The organism is Streptomyces sp. NBC_00846, from assembly GCF_045207325.1.
GTDB lineage: Bacteria > Actinomycetota > Actinomycetes > Streptomycetales > Streptomycetaceae > Streptomyces.
This window is the reverse complement of record NZ_CP108846.1, coordinates 491,830-513,739: the sequence shown is the minus strand read 5'-3', so window position 1 is coordinate 513,739 and position 21,910 is coordinate 491,830. Positions and strand designations below refer to the sequence as shown.

The window sequence follows — 21,910 nt, the reverse complement described above, 5'->3', positions numbered from 1 at the left end:
GCGGTGCGGCCGAGCGGGGACGGAGTGGTCGTACGGGGCCCCGCCGGTCAGGGCTCCGTACGCCGGGCGACGGCGCCCCGGGAACGCCGCGGCAGTCGCTGCCGCGGCTCCTTCCCGGACGCGGCGGCAGACGTCCGACGCCGGCGGCAGGCGTCGGACGCTACTGGATGAACCGCGGCAGCCACTTGGCCCGGTAGTCGGGGTGGCCGGCATGCTCTGCGGCCATCTGCCGGACGGCGAAGCCGAGTCCGACGGCACGGCCGGATGAGAAGTCGTGCTCGGGGCGGTCGGTGTCCCTGTCGGCGACCTCCGCGTACTCATTGAGCAGAACCCTGCTCGTCTCGATGCGGCGACAGGTACGGGCAGGGTCCTGGTGAGCGATGTGCTGGTCGAACCCGCGATTGCGCACGATGAACGCGATGGCGCCGGACCGGTCGTGGACCTCGCCGGGCACGTCGGCCGGACACCGCCAGTTCTCTCCGCCCGCCGCTCGCGCGATCTGTTCCTCCTCGGCGAGGCGCGCCCGAACAAAGTCGATCATGTCGGAGTTTTCTGTCATCGGGATCGCGAGTCCTTCACCGTCTTGGCCCTGCCGGGAACTGCACCTACTGTCCGCGCGAGTGCTGTTCGTTCGTCTCGTACGCCTCGTTCTCCGGGGCTGCCGGACGACGATACCGAGTCGGAAGACCGGCACAACGTCCCTGACGACGTGCCCCGGCCGCGGCCGGGGACCGGCCGAACGATCAGCGACCGTCTACGATCGCTGACCGCAACCGCACACCTCCTGCCACCGGGCACGGAGGAGCGTCCGACGAGAGAAGAGAACCGCCCATGTCCTCCGTGCGCGGAACATCCGTGGACATTCCCACACAGGACGGCGCTGCCGACGCCTACCTGACCCATCCCGATGACAGCAGTCCGCACCCCGCGGTCCTGCTCTACATGGATGCCTTCGGACTCCGTCCCCAGCTGAAGAAGATGGCCGACCGCCTTGCCGGAGACGGTTACACCGTCCTGGTCCCCAACGTCTTCTACCGCCATGGGCGAGCGCCGGTGGTCGAGCTGCCCGAATTCATCGATCCGGTCCGACGACCGGACATCTTCGAGCGTCTCGGCCCGATCCTGCGGTCACTGACACCCGATCTGGCGATGCGCGATGCCAACGCCTATCTGGACTGGCTCGCGGACTGCCCCCTGGCAGCCGACGGGCCGGTCGCTGTGACGGGCTACTGCATGGGCGCCGGCCTCGCTCTGCACACCGCAGGCACGTACCCGGAACGGATCGCGGCCGCGGCCGGCTTCCACGGCGCGCACCTGGCCACCGACTCTGCCGACAGCCCGCACCTGCTTGCCGACCGGATCACCGCGGAGCTGTACTTCGGCCACGCGGACCAGGATCCTTCGATGCCCCCCGAGCAGATCGACCGCCTCGACGAGGCGCTCACCGCATCGGGCGTGCGCCACCACAGTGAGGTCTACACCGGGGCGCACCACGGTTTCACCCAGGCGGACACCGTCAGGTACGACAGCACAGCGGACGACCACCACTGGACGGCACTGACCGCACTCCTGGACCGCACCATCGGGCCGGCACGCGTGTGAACCGCGGCCCCTGCCGGCTCCGGGCCTGACTCCCGGCCCTCGCCGACTCCCGCGCTGCCGCTGAATCCCGGCCCCCGCTGAATCGCGGCCCCCGTGCCATGGACATACCGTCGGCAGGGGGCCGCAGACGGCGCACGTGGTTCGGCGCCCGGCCCGCGAGCCGGCGGCCGTCGAACGTCCGGATCGCAACACCCGGAACAGAACGCCCGTAGTCAGAACGCCCGGATCAGAAGGCAGGACGAGAGAGGAAGCCGCGATGACGGCCCAGAACGCCCACACTGTCTCCCTCGGGCCGGACAGCGGCCTCGACCAGGTCTTCCAGCTGGCACAGCAGCTGCGAGTGGACTCCGTCCGCGCCAGCACCGCCGCCGGTTCGGGCCACCCCACCTCCAGCCTGTCCGCCGCGGATCTGATGGCCGTCCTCATGACGCGCCAACTGCGCTACGACTGGCAGAACCCGAAGAATCCGGCCAACGATCACCTGATCTTCTCCAAGGGTCACGCCTCCCCCTTGCTGTACGCGATGTTCCTCGCCGCCGGTGCGATCGGCGAAGAGGAGCTGATGACCACCTACCGCCGCAACGGCGCTCGTCTGCAGGGTCACCCGACTCCGGTCCTGCCCTGGGTGGACGCGGCCACCGGTTCGCTGGGCCAGGGCATCGCGTACGGCGTCGGCATCGCGCTCGCCGGACGCGACCTGGAACACCTGCCGTACCGGGTGTGGGTGCTGTGCGGCGACAGCGAAATGACCGAAGGGTCGGTCTGGGAGGCCCTGGACAAGGCGGGCCGACACCGCTTGGCCAACTTCGTCGCGATCATCGACGTGAACCGTCTCGGCCAGCGGGGACCCACGGAGCTGGGCTGGGACACCGGTGCCTACGCCCGCCGGGCCGAAGCCTTCGGCTGTCGCGCCCTCGTCGTCGACGGCCACGATCTCGCGGACGTCGAGCAGGCCCTGGCCGTCGCGGGAGACGGGCAGGCTCCCACGGTCGTCGTCGCCAGGACCGTCAAGGGCCAGGGAGTCCTGGAGGTCGCGGACGCCGAGGGCTGGCACGGCAAGGCGCTGCCAGAGGACCTCGCCGCGCGTGCCGTCACCGAACTGGGCGGCGTACGCCACCTCACCGTCCGCGGCCACCGGCCGGCCGCCGCCCCCTCCGCCGCCCCGGCCGCCCCCGTGCAGGTGACGCTGCCGCAATTCCGGATCGGCGAATCCGTCGCCACCCGCGTCGCCTTCGGCAAGGCGCTCGCCGCGATCGGCGCCCGGCCCGACATCGTGGCCCTGGACGCGGAGGTGGGCAATTCCACCCACGCGGAGGACTTCGGCAAGGCGCACCCCGAGCGGTACTTCCAGACCTACATCGCCGAGCAGCAGATGATCGCCAGTGCCGTCGGTATGGCCGTACGCGGCTACCGCCCGTACGCCACCACCTTCGCGGCCTTCTTCACCCGGGCCCATGACTTCATCCGCATGGCGGCCGTCTCCCAGATCTCCATGAGCCTGTGCGGGACCCATTGCGGTGTCGAGATCGGTGCGGACGGCCCGTCCCAGATGGGCCTGGAGGACCTTGCCATGATGCGGGCCGTCCACGGTTCCACCGTGCTCTACCCCAGCGACGCCACATCCACCGCCGCCCTGACCGCCGCCATGGCCTACCTGGACGGCATTTCCTACCTCCGCACGACCCGGGGCGCCTACCCCGTCCTCTACGGCCCCGACGAGACGTTCCCCGTCGGCGGGTCCAAGACACTGCGCGCGAGCGACCGCGACCGGGTCACTCTCATCGGCGCCGGCGTAACCGTCCACGAATGCCTCGCAGCCGCCGACCAGCTGGCTGCCGACGGCATCCCCGCCCGGGTGGTCGACCTGTACTCCGTCAAGCCGCTGGACCTCGACGTGCTCGCCCGCGCCGCCCAGGAGACGGGCGCGCTGGTCGTCGTCGAGGACCACCACCCCGAAGGCGGCATCGGGGAGGCCGTGCTGTCCGCGCTCGCCGCACAGCGACTCGCTCCCGCCTTCACCCACCTTGCCGTACGCAATCTGCCGGGCTCCGGAACCACCTCGGAACTCCTCGACGCCGCGGGCATCTCACGCACCCGCATCATCCGGACCGCCCACGACCTCGTCGGCCGCTGAGCCCTGCTGATCCGGGGCCCGCACGAAGCCCGCGAGCGGGGCTCCGAGCGGATGCGCGCGAGTCGGCGATCGACCGCACCCGCCTCCTGCCCCCGTACTTCAGAACTACGCGCAAGGTTCACTCCCGGGCGGGACGCCGACTACAAGGTGTGATCCATAGCTTCGTACCGGAATCGAGAACGACATCCGGTACGGAAGGAACCACCTGTGGTGTCCCGCCCACGCAGAAGACGCCTGTGCCGCGCCCTGCTCACCGCCCTGGTCGTCGCGTCGGTGGCCGTACCGGTATCGGGTGCGGTCAGACCCGCCGACGTACCATCGCCCGCACCCACCGTCCGGGGCCCGCTGCCCACCGTCACCCCGAGCGCCCTCGCCGTGCGGTACGCCGCGACCCGCGCGGACATCGCAGCGGCCGCGCGGACGGCCCACGACCACGGCGACGACAAGCGCGCCGAGGCGCTGCGCGCGCTGGCCGGTCCCGCGCGCCACCTCCTCACCTTCGACGGACGCCACGGAGGCCGTGCCGTCGAAGTGGTCGGCGATCTGTCCCGGGCCGACCGGATCGCCGTACTGGTCCCGGGCGCGGGCGTGAGCGTCGACAGCTACTGGCGCTTGAAGAGCGGAGCCCAGGCGCTCCGGACGCAGCTGGGCGACCGGGCCGCCGTCGTCGCCTGGCTCGGTTACGAGACGCCGGCCACGGTGAGCCTGGTCGCCGCGACCTCACGCCGCGCCCAGGGCGCCGCCCTGGAACTAGGAGAATTCCTAGGGGAGTTGATGAGAGTCAAACCCGCTGCCCGGACCTCCCTGCTCTGCCACTCCTACGGTTCCGTCGTCTGCGCACGGGCCGCGGCCGGACTGCGGATCGCGGATCTCGTCCTGTACGGCAGCCCCGGCGTCGGAGTCGACGACGTGGCCGGCCTGCGCACCCCGGCCGTCGTCTGGGCGGGCCGGGGCGACGACGACTGGATCGCCGACGTGCCACACATACGCCTGCAACTCCCTTACGCGGACGTCGGTTTCGGTACGGACCCGGTGTCCGAAGGCTTCGGCGCCCGGATCTTCGACGCGGGCTCCGGTGGCCACAGCGACTATCTCGCGCCCGGTTCCGTACCCCTCAAGAACATCGCCCGGATCGTGGACGGACAGATCCCCGATGCCCCTCGTGCCTGATCCGTTGGCCGCGTGAGGACCTTCTGGAGGGGGCTACCGACGGCGGGGTCACGTACGGTGGCGCCCAGGTGCGTGGCACGCCGGCTTTCGGCGCCACCCCGACGGAGGATACGAAGTGATCGCGACGCTGTCCGCGCAGCTGCCCGCCGAACCCGCCGACCTTGCCGAGGACAACCAGTGACGACCACCCGCGTGCTGATCGCCGACGACCAGATGATGGTCCGCCAGGGCTTCACGGTGCTGCTCGACGCCGAACCCGGCATCGAGGTCGTCGGTCAGGCCGTGGACGGCATCGACGCCGTCGCCAAGGTCGCCGAACTGGCCCCCGATGTCGTACTGATGGACATCAGGATGCCCGGGGTCGGTGGCATCGAGGCGACGCGCCGCATCATGGCGTCACCCGCCGACACCACCAAGGTCCTCGTCCTGACCACGTTCGACCTCGACGAGTACGTCTACGAGGCGCTGCGCGCCGGGGCGTCCGGGTTTCTGCTGAAGGACGCGTCCGCCGCCGAACTCGCCCATGCGGTAAGGGTGGTGGCGGCCGGTGAGGCTTTGCTCGCCCCGAACATCACGAAGCGTCTCATCGCCGAGTTCTCCCGGATGGCCGACGTCCCCCGCAGCCCGGTCAAGGGCCGCAGCGGCAATCTCACGGAGCGCGAGACCGAGGTGCTGTCGCTGATCGCGCAGGGCCTGTCGAACGCGGAGATCGCCGAGCGGCTCGTGGTGGCGGAACAGACCGTCAAGACCCATGTGAGCAGGATCCTGGTGAAGTTGAGCCTGCGCGACCGCACCCAGGCAGCCATCCACGCGTACGAGACGGGCCTGGTGCGCCCCGGCGGAAGCTGAGGCCGCTCCGGGACGACGGCCGTTGGGCCCGCCGAAGCCGAAGGGGGTGCCTGCTCGCCAGGCCGGGGCGTGAAGCCCTGGTCCGTGTTCCTTCATGACGGTTTCGGACCTGTGGATCCAGACCTGAGATCTACATCTCAGGTCTGATGCCCGGGCCAATCTGCTTCTGAAGAAGGATGGGATCACCCCGCATCCGATGATGCGATGGAAGGCCGACCGCGTGTGGCGTCGTTCCGGCAACAGAACCCGTGCGCCCGTGCAGGCTGAAAGGCGTTTGATGAGCGGCAGGTTGACCCGTCGGCCGGATCCCTCGGGTCCGGTCGCCCACAGCCGGGACTGCGCGTGCTGTCGGTCGCGCACGCGTTGCGCCGGGCATCTGGGCGCTGGGACTTCGTGGAAGCCGAAGTGGCAGGACTGCGGCCGTTGTTAGGGCCGGGCGCTGTCTGCCTCGGCATCGGGGCCGAGTACGGCCTCTGCACCTGGAACCTGTCCGCGCAGGCCGGACCGTCGGGGAAGGTGCGCAGCGTCGAACCGCTGCGCGGCCCGGCGCAATGGCTCAGGACCGTGGCCGCCACCCTCGGCTGCGACAACGTCACCGTGCACCACATGGCGCTCTGCGAGCGTGCGCACGAAGGAACGATGAGTCTGCCCCGACGCCGCCTGCTGCCCGTCCACGGACGCGCCTACCTCACCGTCGGCGCCTCGGGGCCCGGCCCCATCGTCGAATTCGCCACCTCCCGCCCCGTGACCACACCGGCGCGGACGGTGGACGGACTCTGCCACCACATGGGCCTGGACCGGGTCGACTTCATCAAAGCCGATGTCGAAGGGGCGGAGGCAGCCGTGCTGTCCGGTGCCCGGCGCACGCTGCTGCGCCACCGGCCCGCACTCCTGCTGGAGATCGAGGACCGGCACCTCGAGAAGTACGACATGAAGGCGGCCCACCTCGTCGGCCGGCTCGCCGCGCTCGACTACGTCATGTACCGCTGGCAAAAACGGAGTTGGGTACGTGTGGCCGACGTGACCGACGACTGCCGCAACTACCTCTTCAGGGCTCGCTCGACCCCATCCAGCTGAAGGATCCAATACATTCATGGGCTCCACCCTTGTCATCACCAACGACTTCCCGCCGCGTCAGGGAGGCATCGAGACCTTCGTGCACGCGATGGCGACGCGAATACCGGACGACGACGTGGTGGTCTACACGTCGCGCGAGCCGGGTGACGCCGCCTACGACGCGGCGCTCCCGTTTCCTGTCGTACGTGACACCAGCGGCATGCTGCTGCCGACCGGGCGGGTCACGCGCAGGGCGATCGAGATAGCCAGGGCCCATGACTGCGACCGGGTCTGGTTCGGGGCCGCCGCGCCGCTCGCCCTGATGGCGCCGACGCTGCGCCGCAGCGGCGTACGGCGCATGGTGGCGACCACCCACGGCCATGAGATCTGGTGGGCCAGGACACCCGGTGCACGCCGGATGATGCGCCGCATCGGTGAGGGCGTGGATGTCGTCACGTATCTCGGCCAGTACACGCGGGCCCGGATCGAGCCGTCCCTCGGTCCGCGCGCGCGGATGAGCCGCCTGGTGCCGGGGGTCGACGCGGAGGTGTACCGGCCCGACGCGGACGCCGGGTCCGCGCTGCGGGCCGAGCTCGGCCTGCAGGGCAAGCGGGTCATCCTGTGTGTGGCCCGGCTGGTCCCGCGCAAGGGCCAGGACATGCTGATCCGGGCTCTGCCGCTGATCCGCCGGGAGGTGCCCGACGCGGTGCTCGTCGTGGTCGGACGCGGCTCGGACGAGGCACGGCTGCGCAAGCTGGCGCTGCGCCACGGCGAGGGGGCGGTCCGCTTCGTGGGCGGGAAGTCGCACACCGAGACGCCTGCGTACTACGCGGCGGCGGACGTCTTCGCGATGCCGTGCCGCACCCGGAAGGCGGGACTGGAGGCGGAGGGGCTGGGGATCGTGTTCCTGGAGGCGGCGGCGAGCGGTCTGCCGGTGGTCGTCGGCGACTCGGGCGGTGCTCCGGACACGGTGCTCGACGGCCGGACCGGCCGCGTCGTCGACGGCACCGACACCACGGCGGTCGCCGGTGCGCTGACCCGGATACTCCTCGACGCCGGCCTGGCCGCCGAGATGGGAGCCGCGGGCCGCGACTGGGCGCGGGAATCCTGGTCCTGGGACGCCTCGGCCCGCCATCTGACGCAACTGCTGAACCCCGAGAGCATCCCGGCGGTCACGCCGGGGCGGGAGTAGGCCCGGCGAACGGCGCCGGCCCCGCGTACTGCAACGCTCTTCGAGGGAGCCCGGGCTGCGTCTCGACGACGACGCCGGCGAGCCGGACGGCCGGATGCCGGGGCAGGGGTCGGGCCGGCAGGGGTGGGGCGTCGAGCCGCTGCCGAGTGAGCAGTACGGTCCTCGGCCTGCGGGGTCCGGCGCCGGGATCGTGCCGTTCCCTGGACATGGGGCCCACCGGCGCCCGAGCGCGGGCCCGTGCGCGCCGGGGACGGAGGTGCCGGGGGCAGGAAGCCGGAAGTCAGGAGCGCGATCCGCGGGCTTGATCGCCGCGGGTGCGTCCTCCTCCTACTTCTCCTCCTTCTCCTTCTCCTTCTCCTTCTTTTCCTTGATGCGCACCGCTTCCTTCCGGACCTCGGCCTGGGTAGTGCGCTCCTGCTGCAGCCAGTCGGGGTTGTCCGTCTTCAGCGCTTCGATCTGCTCCGTGGTGAGGGCCTCCGTGATTCCGCCACGGGCGAGACCCGAGATGGAGACGCCCAGCTTCGCCGCGACCACCGGCCGGGGGTGCGGGCCGTTGCGTCGCAGTTCCCGCAGCCACTCGGGCGGATCGGACTGCAGTGCGCTCAGCTCGGTGCGCGAGACGACACCCTCCTGGAACTCGGCGGGGGTGGCCTCTAGGTACACACCCAGCTTCTTTGCCGCGGTCGCGGGCTTCATTGTCTGGGCGGTCTTGTGCGACGTCATGATGCCAAGGGTATCGAGCATGTGCGCTACCTCTGACCAGGGCCGGTAACCTGGCGGAGTGACAAGCTCGGATGAAACCCCTTCGTTCCGGCTCGCGTACGTCCCGGGGGTGACGCCCACCAAGTGGGTGCGGATCTGGAACGAGCGGCTGCCCGGCGTCCCCCTGACCCTCATCGGGGTGTCGGCCGCCGAGGCGTCCGACGTGCTGCGTGGCGGTGGCGCCGACGCGGGTCTCGTACGGCTGCCGATCGACCGGACGGGACTCAGCGCGATCCCCCTCTACACCGAGACGACGGTCGTGGTGGTCCCGAAGGACCATGCCGTCGCGGCGGTCGACGAGGTCCGTGCCGAGGATCTCGCCGATGACATCGTGCTGCACTCGCTCGACGACACCCTCGACTGGGAGCACCGGCCGGGACGGCCCGCGATCGAGCGGCCCGCCACGACGGCGGACGCCATCGAGCTGGTGGCGGCGGGAGTGGGCCTTCTCGTCGTCCCGCAGTCGCTCGCCCGCCTGCACCACCGCAAGGACCTCACGTACCGGCCCGTGTCGGACGCCCCCGAGTCGCGCGTCGCGCTGTCGTGGCTGGAGGACGAGACCACCGACCTGGTCGAGGACTTCATCGGGATCGTCCGGGGCCGGACCGTCAACAGTTCACGGGGTCGCCCCAAGTCCCCGGCACAACCGAAGGAATCGAAGGCCGCACGTTCCGGTACGGGCACCGCACGGCGCAAGCCCGGCACCGGGAAGGCGGTCGGGAAGACAGCCGGGAAGGCAGTCGGCAAAGCGTCCGGGAAGAGCCCGCGGAGCGGTTCCGGCGGTGCCGCCAAGGGTGGCGGCAAGCGTGGGAAGCCCCGCCGCCGGTCGTAGTCACCCGGCAACCCGCGTGGGCCCGTCAGGCCCGCCGGCGCCTGTGTCGCACCTTCGGTTCCGGGACGAGGCGCACGACCCCGTTGAGCAGATGGTCGATCAGGTCGTGCGAGGGCTTGTCCGTGAGGTTGGTGAGCAGCCGGGCCAGGGTGTCGAGCAGGAACGGCGATCCCATGACGTAACGGTTGAGGACCGGCTGGAAGCCGGACCGGCTGAAGACGAGGTCCGCGGCCGTGTTCCCCAGCCGGTAGTACCGCCCCCAGCGGCGGTTCATCTCGACGGGGTAGCCGTGCAGCGTCCGCTCCCGCCCGGGGCCGCGGGGGAGCGCGAGGGCGAGCGTGGCGGTCTCGGCCGCGACTTCACCGGCCTCCATGGCCTGGCCGATGCCCTCGCCGTTCCAGGGGCTGATCATGCCCCCGGAGTCGCCGACGAGGAGGAGCCCCCGGGTGTAGAGGGGGTGACGGTTGAAGCCCAGCGGAAGGGCCGCACTCCGGACGGGGCCCTCGGCGTTCTCCTCGCGCAGTCCCCATGCGTGCGGGGTACGGGCCAGCCACTCGTCCAACGTGGCGCGCAGGTCCGCCTTTCCGTGCCGCCGGTGCGGCAGCGCACCGAGACCGACGTTGACGCGGCCGTCGCCCATGGGGAAGATCCACCCGTATCCGGGCAGGAAGTGATCGCTGCCCGGGAAGCGGAGGTCGGCCCACAGCTCCAGGTACTCCTCCCGGGAGCGTTCCGGGCTGCGGTAGTAGCGGCGGGCGGCCGTCGCGATCTGCCTCTTCCGGTCCCGCTGCAGGCCCATGGCGAGTGCGAGGCGGGCGGAGGCACCGTCGGCGGCGATGACGATCGGTGCGCGGAAGGTGAGCGGCTCCTTCGCTTCGGTCGTGGCACCGACGCCGGTGATGCGACCGGCGCGGTCGGTCAGCGGATGGGTCACCTTCACGCCGCTGCGCAGCCGGGCTCCGGCGGCGACGGCGTGCCGGGCCAGGATGTCGTCGAAGTCGTGCCGGCTGCGTGAGAGGCCGAAGTCCGGGTATCGCCCGAGCGCGGGCCAGTCGATGTGCACCTGATGGTTCCCGGCCACCCAGCGCATCCCGCGCGAACGTGTCCATCCCGGAGCCTTGATGTCGACGCCCATCCGGATGAGCTGATGCACGGCCCGTGGAGTCAGGCCGTCCCCGCACACCTTCTCGCGGGGAAAGCGGGACTTCTCCAGGAGCAGGACGTCGATGCCCGCCCTGGCGAGGTGGAAGGCCGCGGCCGAACCCGCCGGCCCCGCCCCCACCACGATCACCTGGGCATCCTCGTCCGAACCGGGGGCGGTCGGATCGTCCGACGGAGACCGGTCGTCCGACGGAGACCGGTCCGGCGTCGTTTCCCGCATGGGAACCCCTTCCTGTTCCTGGGACGGGCGGTGCCGTACCGAGAACGGCAGCCCTGTCCATCATCATCGATCAAGGAGGGCTGGTGCGGAACCCGGCCCGGATGTCCGGCATCGGGTCCGGACGTCCCGGCACCGCACTGATGCAACATCAACCAGGCGTGCGGTGGCTTCCCGGGCCGCGGGTGGGGAGTGCGCGGTGCCGCTGGGGCGCGGGGCGTGCTCAGTAAGGCAGCGGGCGGCCGGACGGGGTCCGCAGATCGAGGGGCGGCGGCTGCGACGGCCGCTGCGGGCGTCGGACGATCCTGATGCGGCCCATTGCCACCACCCCCTGACGGTTACCCGTCATATGCCCGGTGGGCCGCCCCTTCATGCGGTTTCGGCGCGTCCAACCGGCCGACCGGCCCAGGGGGTTGCATGAACCGGCCCGCAGCATGTGGCGAACCGCGGCAGGGCGCGGGAGCGTGATCGAGCGACCGAACACTCACATGTCTTCATGGCCTCGTCAACGAACTGCGCAGGCTGCCGGGGGACTTGGCAAGTCTGGTCAAGCCGCGGTGGTGGGATCGCACCACGATCCCGGATCGCGGAGGGGCCGCTTCAGGTCGGAGACCGCCCGGACCGGGCGGCGGCGGAGCGGAACTCAGTCCTGTTCGTCGCCCCCGTCGTCCCGACTGCCCCCGTTGCCCTCGTCGTTCCCGTTGTCCTGCGCCGGCTGGCCGGGCGCCGGTGCCTCGGGGCCGGTGGTCGCGGTGGAGCCGCCGTCCGGCGTGCCGACCGAGCCGGAATCCGGCGAGAACAGGTTCATCCCCAGGTACACGGCCGCGAGGAAGGCGACCGTACCGGCGATGGCGCTCGCCACTCTGGGCCGACGTCTGATGGCCTCGCGGGCACTGGTGCGCCGGGGCGTGGGCGCGGCCCGCTCCGCCGCGCGCCGTCTGTGCCCACCGGCCTGCGGCATGCGGTACGTCGTCGAGCCCTCGGCCTGCTGCGCGGCGGCGGGCGTCGGGGCCGCGCCGAACGCGGCGGCGGACGCCGGGGGACGGGGAACACCGGGTGCCATCGGAGGAGGGGCGGGGGCGTACATCGGCAGGGGTTCCGGCTGCCCCCGCCACGCGTCGCTCTGGAACCAGTCGGCGACCTGCTGGGCGGTGGGCCGGTCCTCGGGCTGCTTCGCCAGCAGCCCCAGCAGGTAGGAGTCGAAGGCCGGGGACAGGTCGACACCGCGCTGCCCGAGCGGCACGGGCGCGGTATCGACATGCTGATAGAGCGTGGCCGTGGCCGTATCGGAGCGGAACGGCGGCTCGCCCAGCAGGAGTTGGTAGATGACACAGCCGAGGGAGTACATGTCGGACGCCGCACCGGCCGTACGGCCCAGGGCGCGTTCCGGGGCGAGATAGAGACTGGTGCCGACGATCTGTCCCGTGGTGGTCAGCGCGGCGGAGGGGTCGTCGACGAACTGCGCGATGCCGAAGTCGCCGATCTTGACGGAACCTTCGGCGTCCAGCATCAGGTTCCCGGGCTTGATGTCGCGGTGCACGACGCCCTGCCGATGGGCGGCGGCGAGCCCCGCGGCGGCCTGACCGGCGATCCGGGCGACCTGGTCGGCGCCGAGCCGCTCCTCGGCCGCGAGCAGATCGCCCAGGCTTCTGCCTTCGACGAGCTCCATCACGAGGAAGAAACGGTTCTCCCAGGAACCGAAGTCGAACACGGCCACCAGATGAGGGTGGCTCAGGCGGGCCGCCGTCTGCGCCTCCAGGCGGAACCGGGCCGTCGACGACTCGTCCGCGTGGTCGCCCAGCAGCAGCTTCACGGCCACCGCCCGGCCGAGCACTTCGTCGGAGGCTCGCCACACCTCACCCATGCCGCCGCGGCCGATGGGGGACGTCAAGCGGTACCGACCAGCTACCAGCACCTGTGCACCAATCTCGAATTGTGGGCCGTTCGACTGCCACGGCTGCGCCCCGACGGGGGTCGGGGCGGGTAGGGGCGCGCGGCGTGATCAGGATATCGGGCCGCCGGACCTCGATGGCACGCCGCGTGGCCATCCCGCTGCTCTCAGGTGCTCCACAGGGCCCTTCCACCCCGTACAAGATCCTTGACAGCGAGGGACTTTCGCTGGGAACCAGCGTGCCGTTGCGGTAAGAGCCGAAGAGTGCGGAACGTATGGCGAGTTCAGGGTATCCGGCAAACCGACGCGGTGATCACTTCGGGCCCCCGGGGGCCGAGCGGCCCACCGATTCGACCAGCGGCAGCAGCCGGTGCGGCACCCGCTCGCGCAGCGCCACCTCGGTACGCGTCCTGACCACGCCGGGCAGCCGGATCAGCCGCTGGATCACATCCTCCAGATGTCCGTTGTCGCGGGCCACCACCCGGGCCAGCAGGTCGCCGCCGCCCGTGGTCGAGAAGGCCTCGACGATTTCCGGCACCGCGGCGAGCGCCTCACCGACCTCGTCCAGATGCCCCTGGGTGACCTCCAGATGAACGAAGGCCAGCACCGGGTGACCCAGTGCGGCGGGGGACAGGACCGGTCCCGTGCCGGTGATCACACCGTCCCGCTCCAGCCGGTCGATCCGGGCCTGGAGGGTGCCCCGGGCGACGGAGAGGATGCGCGCGTACTCACGGACGCTGGTACGCGGTTGCTCGATGAGCAACCGCAGGATGCGGGTATCGAGGGCGTCCACCGCCATGGTCCGTTGGTCACTTCCTGGTAGGCCGATCCGGGCTGCGACTGTACCAACGGCCCGTCGGTCGCCCGTTCGCACCGATCCGGCGCAGCCCGGCTCCCGTCCCGTACCCGTCTCATACCCGTAGTCCTCCAGACCTACGAAAAAGGTTCACACTCCGGCGTGACGCGGACTACGAGGCCCCGTCCATAGCTTCTGTACCCGAATCACCGTAAGCCGTCCGGTACGGAAGGAACCCTCGCCATGGTCCGGATCGTGGCCGGAACGGCCGTGCCCGCAGAGCCCTTGGGAGAGCGTCATGCGTGACTTCGTCCGGCGGATCGAATCCGCCACTCCCGCCGACCGCGACCGTGCCGTCGACGCCCTGCGCGCCCTCGCCATCCTCGGTGTCGTTCTCGGCCACTGGATGGTTACCGCGCTGGTCGTCGACAGCGGCACCATGCACGGTTCGAGCCCGTTGCACTACATGCCCCGATTCACCCCGGTTTCCTGGGTGTTCCAGACCCTCGCCGTCTTTTTCCTGGTCGGTGGACAGGTCGGCGCGAAGAGCTACGCCTGCGCCCGCGCCCGGGGGGAGAGCTACGGCCGGTGGCTCCGCACGCGGATGGCCCGGCTGTTGCGGCCGGTGGTCGTCGTGCTGCTCGTATGGACCGTGGCGGCGGGCACGATGCTCGCCTCGGGAGCGGACCAGGACACCGTGCGCGCGCTGTGCAAGCTCGTGTGGTCCCCGCTCTGGTTCCTGGCGGTCTTCGCGGTGCTGACCGCGGCGACCCCGCTCGTGGCGAGACTGCATCCGCTGTGGCCGTTCGCCGTCGTGCTGATCACCGACCTCTACCGGTTCGGCCTGGACGCCCCTGGCGGGTTCGCCTCCGTCAACGTGGCGGCCGGCTGGCTGGTTCCGTACTGCCTGGGCGCGGCCTGGGCCCGGGGCGACCTGTGCGGCCGCAGGACCGGCTGGGTGCTGCTGATCGGCGGAGCCGCCGCCACCGCCGGACTCGTCCTCCTGGCCGGCTACCCCGCGGCGATGGTCGGAGTCCCCGGCGTGAAGATCTCCAACCTCGACCCGCCGACGCTCGCCGTGGTCACCTTCGGCCTCGCCCAGTGCGGAGCGGCGCTGCTACTGCTCGGCCCGCTGCGCCGGGCGCTGCGACGCCCGGCCCTCTGGGCGGCGGTGGCGGCGGTGAACCTCTCCGCGATGACGATCTTCCTGTGGCACCAGACCGCGATGATCGCGGTCACCGCCACCGGCCTCCTGATGGGCGGGCCCCTGCAAGGTCTGCACACCGTCCCCGACGATCCCGGCTGGGTACTCGCCCGGCTTGCCTGGCTGGCCGCGTTCGCCGGGGCGCTGTTGATCTGCTGCGCGGCGTTCCGCGGCCACGAGCGGGGCCGGCCGCGGAGGAACAGTCTGGTCGTCCGTGAGCGGCGTCCTGCACGGGCAAAGGCGGCGCGGCATGTCTGAGACCGACAGGCAACCGAGGGCCGGTCTAAGGTGCGGCTCATGAAACGGGGAGACATGGTCAAGCGGTCGGCGCAGGTGCTGCGGGCGGTGTCCCGTACCCTGCGCACGGATCTCCTGACGTGGTCGGCCGACCCGAACGGGCAGCCGGGGCAGCCGCGTTGGCTGGACTGGCGGCCGGCGATCGCGGTGCCGCTGGGGATGGTCGCGGTGGGCATGCTCATCGTCCGGACCAACCAGTTCGCCTTCCGCTACGGGATGGGCATGCAGCTCAGCATCCTGTTCGCCGGGATCCAGTCGGCGGCGGTCGTCGCCGCGCTGTTCCGCCCGGTCCAGGCCTGGTGGGCTTCCTTGCTGGTCATGGTCGTGGTGGTCCCGTTCGTCGCGGATTCCGGCCCCGGTCCGTTCGCCGCGGTCCCCGTGCCCGGCGGTGTGACGTACCCGTGGGACGCGGCCGGGATCGCGCTGCAGACCGTGGTGCTGTTCCTGCTCGCCCTACGGGTCCGGCCCCGGATCGCGGTCGAGACCCTGACGATCACCCTGCTGGTCGGACTCGCCTGCGGAGCGAGCAGACACCGGCCCGACCACGGCGACGTCCGTCTCGCCGTCGGGGCCCTCGTCGCCTCGGTGGTGGTCGGGGCCGCGCTGCGCGGTCTCGGAGTGGCCCGTACGCAGTTGGTCGTACAGGAGGAACTCACCGCGGACGAGCGCGCGCGGCGCACCCTTCTGGAGGAACGCAGCCGGATCGCCCGCGAACTGCACGATGTGGTCGCCCACCACATGTCGGTCATCTCCATCCAGGCCCAGGTCGTCCCGCACCTGGTCGAGAACCCGTCCGACGAGCTGAAGGAGAACGTCGAGGGCATTCGCAGGAACGCGGTCGACGCGCTCACCGAACTGCGTCGGGTGCTCGGCGTGCTGCGCTCCGAGGACCCCGCACCACAGGCCGCCCGGCACGCCCCCCAGCCCACCCTCGACCGGCTGGACGAACTGATCGCCAATGCGCGCGGCGCCGGGCTCACCGTCACCACCGAGACCACCGGAGAGCCTCGCCCCCTGTCGCCGGGCGTCGAGCTCTCGGCGTTCCGCATCGTGCAGGAGGCCCTCAGCAACGCCCTGCGTCATGCCCCGGGCGCGCAGGCGCGGGTGGGGATCGACCACCACGCGTCGGGCGTCACGGTCCGGGTCACCAACACCCCGCCGGACCGGGCCGCCCCGCCCTCGGCGGGCGCGGGCCACGGCCTGCTCGGCATGCGCGAGCGCACCGCGATGCTGGGCGGCGAACTCGCCGCGGGAGCCACCCCCGACGGCGGCTACGAAGTGACCGCGATACTGCCCGCGCAGCCCCCTTTCCCGTACTGATGGCCACCCGCCCGGCCGAGGAGGCATCGAGTCGTGCGGACACGCGACGGCCACATGCATACAGGCCGGGGTGTTACGGGCGGGGTTCGAGGCCGCTCCGGTCCGTTGGCCTATCCGTGGCGCAGGCAATCGCCTGAAATTTGTGCCAATGGTCCAGTGTTGTCCTGTCCGGTTGAGCCACAGGTCGCAGAGATGTTGTGATGGACCCGTCGATGGCGCTGCGGATCCCCGCGGCGCCTTTTTCATGCCGGTGCGCAGGACCGGTGTGCAGAAGCGGGAGCATGCGGTGCTGAAGAGGATGTTCGTTTTCCCGGACCCGGGCCGGCTGCGGCTGCGCAGCGGTGTCCGGGCCGTCCTCGGCATCGGCTCGGCCGTCGCGCTGTGCGGCCTGGCCGGTCACTCGCTCGTCGCGGCGATCACCGGCGGTCTCGCCGCGCTGCTGGCCCTGTTCACGGTGCTGGACACCACGGTGCGCGCCCAGGCGATCACCACCGCCCTGCTGCCGGCCGCCGGTTTCCCCGTGCTCGCTCTCGCCGCCGCGCTGCACGACCACCCCTTGGGGCGGGACACGGCGTTCCTCGCGGTCATGGGCCTGGGCGTGTACGCCAGGCGGTGGGGGCCGCGCGGCCACTCGCTGGGCGTCTTCGCGTTCATGGCCTTCTTCACCACGCAGTTCCTCCACACGCTGCCCGGGCAGCTGCCCGAGCTGTACTCCGCGGTCGCCCTCTCCCTGCTCGCCTCGTCGACCGTCCGTTTCGGGCTGTGGTGCTACGAGCGACAGCTGCCCGCCCCCGCCCCCGTACCCGCCCCGGTGACCGGTAAGGGGCTGGCGCGCGCGACCACACGCCAGGCGATTCAGGCGACCACCGGGGGAGCCCTGGCACTCGTGGCGGGACTGCTCCTGTCCGAGCAGCGCTGGTACTGGGCCGTCGGCGCCACCTGGTGGGTCTTCGTGAACACCGCCTCGCGCGGCGAGACGCTGGTACGCGGCTTCCGCAGGATCCTGGGAACACTGATCAGCATCCCCATCGGCCTGGCCGTCGTCGTTCCGCTGCACGGTGCGGCTGTGCCCAGTGCGGTCCTCGTCGCGATCGGCGTCTTCGGGATCTTCTACACCGCCGCGGTCTCCTACACCTGGATGGTGTTCTCGGTGACGGTGATGGCCGGGGCGCTCTACGGACTCCTCGGCGTGCTGGACCCGGCCCTGCTCGTGCTGCGGCTCACCGAGACCGCGGCCGGAGCGCTCGGCGCGATGCTCGCTGTGCTCCTCGTGCTGCCGGTCACCACGCACGCCACGACCGACGCGTGGATCCGGCGGGCCCTGCGCTGCGTACACACCTGTACAGCCGAGGCCGCGGCGCGGCTCTCGGGCTCGCCGACCGCCGATCCCGCGCCCCGGATCGCCGAGTTGGAGGCGCTCCTCGGACGGGTACGGCTGTCCCTGGCCCCGCTGGTGCACCCGCTGAGTCCGCTGCGCGCCCGCAAGGCCCGCGCCCGGCAGGTACTCGCTCTGCTGGACACCTGCGCCCGGGAGGTGCGCGGACTGGCCTCCGTCGCCGCGGACCCGGAAGCGTCCCACGACGCCCGCCTCGCCGCCGCCTGCTGGCGCGTCGAGGCCGCCGTGGAGGCACTGACGGCCCCGGACCTGCCGCACCGGGCGAGCTCGCCGGGCGTCCCGGAACACCGGGCCGTCGCGGAACCCGCGCTCGCCCATCTGCACGGTCTCGAGCGGGCCCTCGCCGAACTCGCCACCCCGCTGCGCAGCGATCCGCGCGCCCCGCTGATCAGTGCGTGAGGCCGCCCCGAGAACCCCGCCGGCAGTCGAGACCATGGTCTAGACCTCGAAGGGCCGACTGCTACCGTCGCCCCCGGAAGATCACGACGGCGAGAACGGCCGTGGTCACTCGGCGAAGAGGGGCAGTGCGATGACAAGCAGTGCGGTGGGCAGCGGCACCGGCGCGGGGCGGGCATTCATCGGGTCGTTCACCTCGGCGGGCGGGCGGGGAATCACCGTCGCCGCGGTGGACCGGCAGACCGGGGCGCTGACGGTCCTCGGCGCGACGGACACCGTCCCCGATCCCTCGTATCTCGTCCTGGGGCACGGACCGGGGCCGGGCGGCAGGGTGCTCTACACGGTCAGTGAGACCGAACACGGCGCGGCCGCCGCACTCGACATCACCGGCGATGTGCCGCAGCCGATCGGCGAGATCCGACCGGTCGAAGGCAGCGGTCCGACCCACCTCGCGCTCGCGGGCGGGCATCTGCTCACCGCCAACTACGGCTCCGGCAGCGTCAGCGCCCTGTCCGTGCGGGCCGACGGCTCCCTGGGCGATGCCACCAGCGTGCTCCGGCACGAGGGCAGTGGTCCGAACCCCGGCCGCCAGCAGGCCCCGCACGCCCACCAGGTGCTGCCGGACCCCTCCGGGAACTGGGTGCTCAGCGTGGACCTCGGCACCGACTCCGTACGGATCTGCGCACTCGACCCGGCCAACGGGGTGCTCCGGACGCACGGCGAGACGGCCCTGCGGCCGGGCACCGGCCCACGCCATCTGGCGTTCCACCCCGCGGGCGGCCATGCCTACGTCCTGAACGAACTCGAACCGACCGTCACCACGTGCAGGTGGGACGCCGGCACAGGAATCCTCGAACCGGTCGGTGAGACCTCCGTGCTGCCCGAGGAGCCGACCGGCGGTACGGCCCCGGTGACGTACCCGTCGGAGGTGGTCGTCTCGCACGACGGACGGTTCCTCTGGACCGCCAACCGGGGGCACGACAGCATCTCCGTCCTCGCGCTCGACGCGACGGGCGAGCAGGCGACCCTGATCACGACCGTGGCCTGCGGCGGGCACTGGCCGCGCGACCTCGCGCTCGACACCACCGGCCGATGGCTGTACGCGGCCAACGAGCGGTCCGGGGACGTCAGTTGGTTCGCCGTAGACCTGGCGACCGGCGTTCCGCACCACGCGGGGGCGCTGGAGGCCCCGGCCGCGTCCTGCGTGATCTTCGCCTGAGGTCACGAGACCACCGCGGCACGCACCGCGCGATCGCCGGACGGGTCAGGAGATTCAAGCCCGTCCGGCGATCGAGGGCACACGCGCCGCCAGGGCCCGCGAGCCCGGCACGATCGGGACGAAGGGCCCCGGGCATATCGGCACCGGGTCAGTGCGCCTGCGCACCCTGCGGCGTGGCCGGCGCGATGCCGAGCGCCGTCGTGTACATCGACAGCACGAGCTTGCCGATCGCCGGATACGCGCCGAGCGGCTCGGCCGTCGCGCAGCCCGCCTCCGTCGCGGCGGCGTCCAGCAGGCCCTCGGGCACCTCGGGGCCGACGAGGTACGGAGCGAGCGCGAGCTGCGCCGAGCCGGAACCTGTCAACTGCTCGGCGACCGACGCGACGGAACCCTCCACGTCGAGTGCGGCGGCCATCACCGGTACGGCGAGCCGGGCGGCGAGCAGCATGCCGGTGATCCCGGCGGCCTGCACGGCCTCCTCGCCACCCACGGCGGCCAGCACGATGCCATCCGCGGCCGTCGCCACGGTGAAGAGCCTGGCACGGTCGGCGCGGGCCAGACCGGCCTCGGAGAGCCGTACGTGCAGTGCCTCGGCGAGCAGCGGGTGCGGGCCGAGCACATCGGTCAGCTCGACCTGCGTACCGCTGTCCATCACGGCCTGCCGTATGCGCCGGATCAGAGCGCTGTCCGGCCCCGCGAGCAGCGGCACCACGACGGCGGACGGTCCCTCGGGCTCGGTGACCTCACGGCCGACGGCCAGCGCCTGCTCGTAGCGCGTGACGCGCTCGGCGGCGCTGTGGGTGAGTACGGACGACAGCGTCGGGTACTCGGCATCGTCGCCGTCGAGGTAGCCGACCCGGGCATTGAGGCCGGGCAGCTCGGAACGGGCGATGCTGATCACCTCTTCGGCCAGGCTCCGCGTGGCCGAAGAGGGGGTACCGGGAACGGCGAGAACGAGCGCGGCAGCGCCCTCGGGTGCGACCACGGGCTCCGGGCGGCGGTGCCGTCCGGACTGGCGAGGTCGCGGCATTCGTACAGGCAGGCCGGAAGCGGGCCCAGTGGGGGTGCTCATGGCGCCGCATGCTACTGGTTTTGGGTACCCCTCCGTTCGGGGAGGGGGCGGTCGGGCGTCATCTGTCCGCTTTTATCCGATGAGGGGCTTACTGGCCGACTTTCCTGCTCTTTCGGTACCTATCCGGGCGCCTGTCCCGGCTCCTTCCCGGGCCCTTCACCGGGTACGTGAAGCAGCGTCGGATGGCGGGGCAGCCGCAGATCGCCGGTGGCCAACGCCTGGGCGATGGACAGCGCCCCGGCCAGCGGATCACCCGAACCGGGGACCGGCCGTGCCCGCGGGACCTGCCGGGACAGTTCCTCGCGCAGCGGTACGAGCAGCGGATCGCCCATCCGGAACAGGCCGCCCGTCAGGGCCACTTCGCATGGTTCGTCGTCTGCCCCGGTCTTGGGGCACACCGCCGCGGCCGCCGCCGCGATATGTCCTGCGGCTTCGCGCAGAATGCCTGCGGCGACCGGATCGTGCCCGGCACACGCGGCCACTTCGGGCGCGAACGAGGCCAGCACGGCAGCCCGGTCGGTACGCGGATAGAGCAGTCCCGGCAGCTCCGGCGCCGGCCCGAACACGGCCTCCAGCCGGGCCAGCAGCGGGGCGGACCCACCGCGCCGCCCGTCATGGGCGCGCATGGCCGCGTCGAGACCGGCCCGCCCGATCCAGGCGCCGCCACCACTGTCACCCAGCAGATGCCCCCAGCCATCGGCCCGGCGCCAGCTCGTCAGATCCGTACCCAGTGCGATCATGCCCGTGCCGCCCGCGACGACCGCCCCCGGACGCTGCCCGACCGCACCCGCGTACGCGGTCACGGCATCGGCGGCGAGAGCCAGCCGGCGCACGCCGAGCGCCTGCTCCAGGGCCGAGGGCAGCTCGGCGCGCAACTGCCCGCCGAGCGTCGCCATACCGGCGGCGCCGATCGCCACGGCGGTGATCGTGGAGCCTTCACCGCTGCCGCTGCCGCTGCCGCTGCCGCTGCCGCTGCCGTGCCGTTCCAGCAGCAGGCGGGCGGCGGGCAGCAGTTGTTCCAGCAGATGGCCCGCGTCGATGCCCGCGGGTCCGGTGCGTACCGGCTCGGCGCAGACGGTCGTACCCACCGCAGCGGACCTGTCGAGGGCGCCCAGCGCCACCCGCAGACCGGAACCGCCCGAGTCCACGGCGAGCACGAACGGCCCCGACGCACCCGCCTCCGCACCCGGACGCACACCGGCATCGCTGCTTTCCGGCGAATGCCTGCGTGAGCTCATGAACCGGCTCCAGGGAGAAGAGGAATGACGGCGGCAGCCTATCCCTAGTGCCGCGACCGGCAATGTTTGCCCGGAAGGAGCGTCGTCCAGTGCGTGCGATCGCAAG

18 protein-coding genes are annotated in these 21,910 nt (G+C 71.7%); 11 read left to right on the top strand and 7 right to left on the bottom strand.

The genetic code is table 11. The annotated features are described in order from the left end of the window. Positions 1-160 precede the first annotated feature (160 nt). Positions 161-559 (bottom strand): DUF6221 family protein, encoded by a 399-nt coding sequence (locus OG936_RS02415; protein WP_406492191.1) that lies wholly within the window; start codon positions 557-559, stop codon positions 161-163. A 272-nt stretch (positions 560-831) separates the two neighbouring features. Here OG936_RS02415 and OG936_RS02410 point away from each other — a divergent pair, with 272 nt between their 5' ends. The 6 genes from OG936_RS02410 to OG936_RS02385 all read left to right on the top strand — a co-directional run bounded on the left by OG936_RS02410 (position 832) and on the right by OG936_RS02385 (position 8,003). After that, entirely contained in the window at positions 832-1,602 is a 771-nt protein-coding gene (locus OG936_RS02410) for a dienelactone hydrolase family protein (protein ID WP_406492190.1), read from the top strand. 256 nt (positions 1,603-1,858) lie between these two features. Further along, positions 1,859-3,736, top strand: a complete 1,878-nt coding sequence (locus OG936_RS02405) for a transketolase (protein WP_406492189.1) — start codon at positions 1,859-1,861, stop codon at positions 3,734-3,736. A 207-nt stretch (positions 3,737-3,943) separates the two neighbouring features. Further along, positions 3,944-4,906: an alpha/beta hydrolase gene (locus tag OG936_RS02400; protein WP_406492188.1), complete on the top strand. Its 963-nt coding sequence runs from the start codon at positions 3,944-3,946 to the stop codon at positions 4,904-4,906. 177 nt (positions 4,907-5,083) lie between these two features. Beyond that, positions 5,084-5,755 carry a response regulator gene (locus OG936_RS02395; protein WP_383760501.1) on the top strand — a complete coding sequence of 224 codons (672 nt, stop codon included), beginning with the start codon at positions 5,084-5,086 and terminating at the stop codon, positions 5,753-5,755. Between the two features lie 342 nt (positions 5,756-6,097). Then, positions 6,098-6,832, top strand: coding sequence for an FkbM family methyltransferase (locus OG936_RS02390; protein WP_406492186.1), 735 nt, complete (start codon positions 6,098-6,100; stop codon positions 6,830-6,832). A gap of 16 nt (positions 6,833-6,848) precedes the next feature. After that, positions 6,849-8,003, top strand: coding sequence for a glycosyltransferase family 4 protein (locus OG936_RS02385; protein ID WP_406492184.1), 1,155 nt, complete (start codon positions 6,849-6,851; stop codon positions 8,001-8,003). Between the two features lie 327 nt (positions 8,004-8,330). On the opposite strand, the gene OG936_RS02380 is transcribed toward OG936_RS02385, so the two are convergent. Further along, positions 8,331-8,726, bottom strand: a complete 396-nt coding sequence (locus tag OG936_RS02380) for a DUF5997 family protein (RefSeq protein ID WP_406492182.1) — start codon at positions 8,724-8,726, stop codon at positions 8,331-8,333. A gap of 58 nt (positions 8,727-8,784) precedes the next feature. On the opposite strand from OG936_RS02380, the gene OG936_RS02375 reads away from it, so the two are divergent. Next, a complete protein-coding gene (locus OG936_RS02375; protein WP_406492180.1) occupies positions 8,785-9,597 on the top strand; it encodes a LysR family substrate-binding domain-containing protein in 813 nt (270 codons plus the stop codon). A 25-nt stretch (positions 9,598-9,622) separates the two neighbouring features. Here the strand turns inward: OG936_RS02375 and OG936_RS02370 are convergent, their stop codons facing one another. The 3 genes from OG936_RS02370 to OG936_RS02360 all read right to left on the bottom strand — a co-directional run bounded on the left by OG936_RS02370 (position 9,623) and on the right by OG936_RS02360 (position 13,665). Further along, a complete protein-coding gene (locus tag OG936_RS02370) occupies positions 9,623-10,978 on the bottom strand; it encodes a geranylgeranyl reductase family protein (protein ID WP_406492178.1) in 1,356 nt (451 codons plus the stop codon). Between the two features lie 640 nt (positions 10,979-11,618). Next, on the bottom strand, positions 11,619-12,839 hold the full coding sequence (locus tag OG936_RS02365; RefSeq protein ID WP_406500301.1) for a serine/threonine-protein kinase: 1,221 nt from the start codon (positions 12,837-12,839) through the stop codon (positions 11,619-11,621). Between the two features lie 340 nt (positions 12,840-13,179). After that, positions 13,180-13,665, bottom strand: coding sequence for an Lrp/AsnC family transcriptional regulator (locus OG936_RS02360; protein WP_406492176.1), 486 nt, complete (start codon positions 13,663-13,665; stop codon positions 13,180-13,182). Positions 13,666-13,960: 295 nt separating this feature from the next. Between OG936_RS02360 and OG936_RS02355 the strand changes: the two genes are divergently transcribed. The 4 genes from OG936_RS02355 (at position 13,961) to OG936_RS02340 (ending at position 19,494) form a co-directional block, all read left to right on the top strand. Then, entirely contained in the window at positions 13,961-15,124 is a 1,164-nt protein-coding gene (locus OG936_RS02355; RefSeq protein ID WP_406492174.1) for an acyltransferase, read from the top strand. A 39-nt stretch (positions 15,125-15,163) separates the two neighbouring features. After that, positions 15,164-16,483: a sensor histidine kinase gene (locus OG936_RS02350; RefSeq protein ID WP_406492173.1), complete on the top strand. Its 1,320-nt coding sequence runs from the start codon at positions 15,164-15,166 to the stop codon at positions 16,481-16,483. Between the two features lie 286 nt (positions 16,484-16,769). Then, positions 16,770-18,278: an FUSC family protein gene (locus tag OG936_RS02345; protein WP_406492171.1), complete on the top strand. Its 1,509-nt coding sequence runs from the start codon at positions 16,770-16,772 to the stop codon at positions 18,276-18,278. Between the two features lie 130 nt (positions 18,279-18,408). Beyond that, a complete protein-coding gene (locus OG936_RS02340; RefSeq protein ID WP_406492169.1) occupies positions 18,409-19,494 on the top strand; it encodes a lactonase family protein in 1,086 nt (361 codons plus the stop codon). 148 nt (positions 19,495-19,642) lie between these two features. Here OG936_RS02340 and OG936_RS02335 read toward each other — a convergent pair whose 3' ends face one another. Beyond that, entirely contained in the window at positions 19,643-20,566 is a 924-nt protein-coding gene (locus tag OG936_RS02335) for a sirohydrochlorin chelatase (RefSeq protein ID WP_406492168.1), read from the bottom strand. 119 nt (positions 20,567-20,685) lie between these two features. Then, positions 20,686-21,804, bottom strand: a complete 1,119-nt coding sequence (locus tag OG936_RS02330) for an N-acetylglucosamine kinase (RefSeq protein WP_406492167.1) — start codon at positions 21,802-21,804, stop codon at positions 20,686-20,688. Between the last annotated feature and the right edge of the window lie 106 nt (positions 21,805-21,910).

What these genes read in the sequence shown, in the direction of transcription:
- OG936_RS02415 (WP_406492191.1), bottom strand. Translation starts at nt 559, where the DNA reads ATGACAGAAAACTCCGACATGATCGACTTTGTTCGGGCGCGCCTCGCC.
- OG936_RS02370 (WP_406492178.1), bottom strand. Translation starts at nt 10,978, where the DNA reads ATGCGGGAAACGACGCCGGACCGGTCTCCGTCGGACGACCGGTCTCCG.
- OG936_RS02360 (WP_406492176.1), bottom strand. Translation starts at nt 13,665, where the DNA reads ATGGCGGTGGACGCCCTCGATACCCGCATCCTGCGGTTGCTCATCGAG.
- OG936_RS02405 (WP_406492189.1), top strand. Translation starts at nt 1,859, where the DNA reads ATGACGGCCCAGAACGCCCACACTGTCTCCCTCGGGCCGGACAGCGGC.
- OG936_RS02380 (WP_406492182.1), bottom strand. Translation starts at nt 8,726, where the DNA reads ATGACGTCGCACAAGACCGCCCAGACAATGAAGCCCGCGACCGCGGCA.
- OG936_RS02365 (WP_406500301.1), bottom strand. Translation starts at nt 12,839, where the DNA reads ATGGGTGAGGTGTGGCGAGCCTCCGACGAAGTGCTCGGCCGGGCGGTG.
- OG936_RS02350 (WP_406492173.1), top strand. Translation starts at nt 15,164, where the DNA reads ATGAAACGGGGAGACATGGTCAAGCGGTCGGCGCAGGTGCTGCGGGCG.
- OG936_RS02355 (WP_406492174.1), top strand. Translation starts at nt 13,961, where the DNA reads ATGCGTGACTTCGTCCGGCGGATCGAATCCGCCACTCCCGCCGACCGC.
- OG936_RS02385 (WP_406492184.1), top strand. Translation starts at nt 6,849, where the DNA reads ATGGGCTCCACCCTTGTCATCACCAACGACTTCCCGCCGCGTCAGGGA.
- OG936_RS02335 (WP_406492168.1), bottom strand. Translation starts at nt 20,566, where the DNA reads ATGAGCACCCCCACTGGGCCCGCTTCCGGCCTGCCTGTACGAATGCCG.
- OG936_RS02330 (WP_406492167.1), bottom strand. Translation starts at nt 21,804, where the DNA reads ATGAGCTCACGCAGGCATTCGCCGGAAAGCAGCGATGCCGGTGTGCGT.
- OG936_RS02410 (WP_406492190.1), top strand. Translation starts at nt 832, where the DNA reads ATGTCCTCCGTGCGCGGAACATCCGTGGACATTCCCACACAGGACGGC.
- OG936_RS02340 (WP_406492169.1), top strand. Translation starts at nt 18,409, where the DNA reads ATGACAAGCAGTGCGGTGGGCAGCGGCACCGGCGCGGGGCGGGCATTC.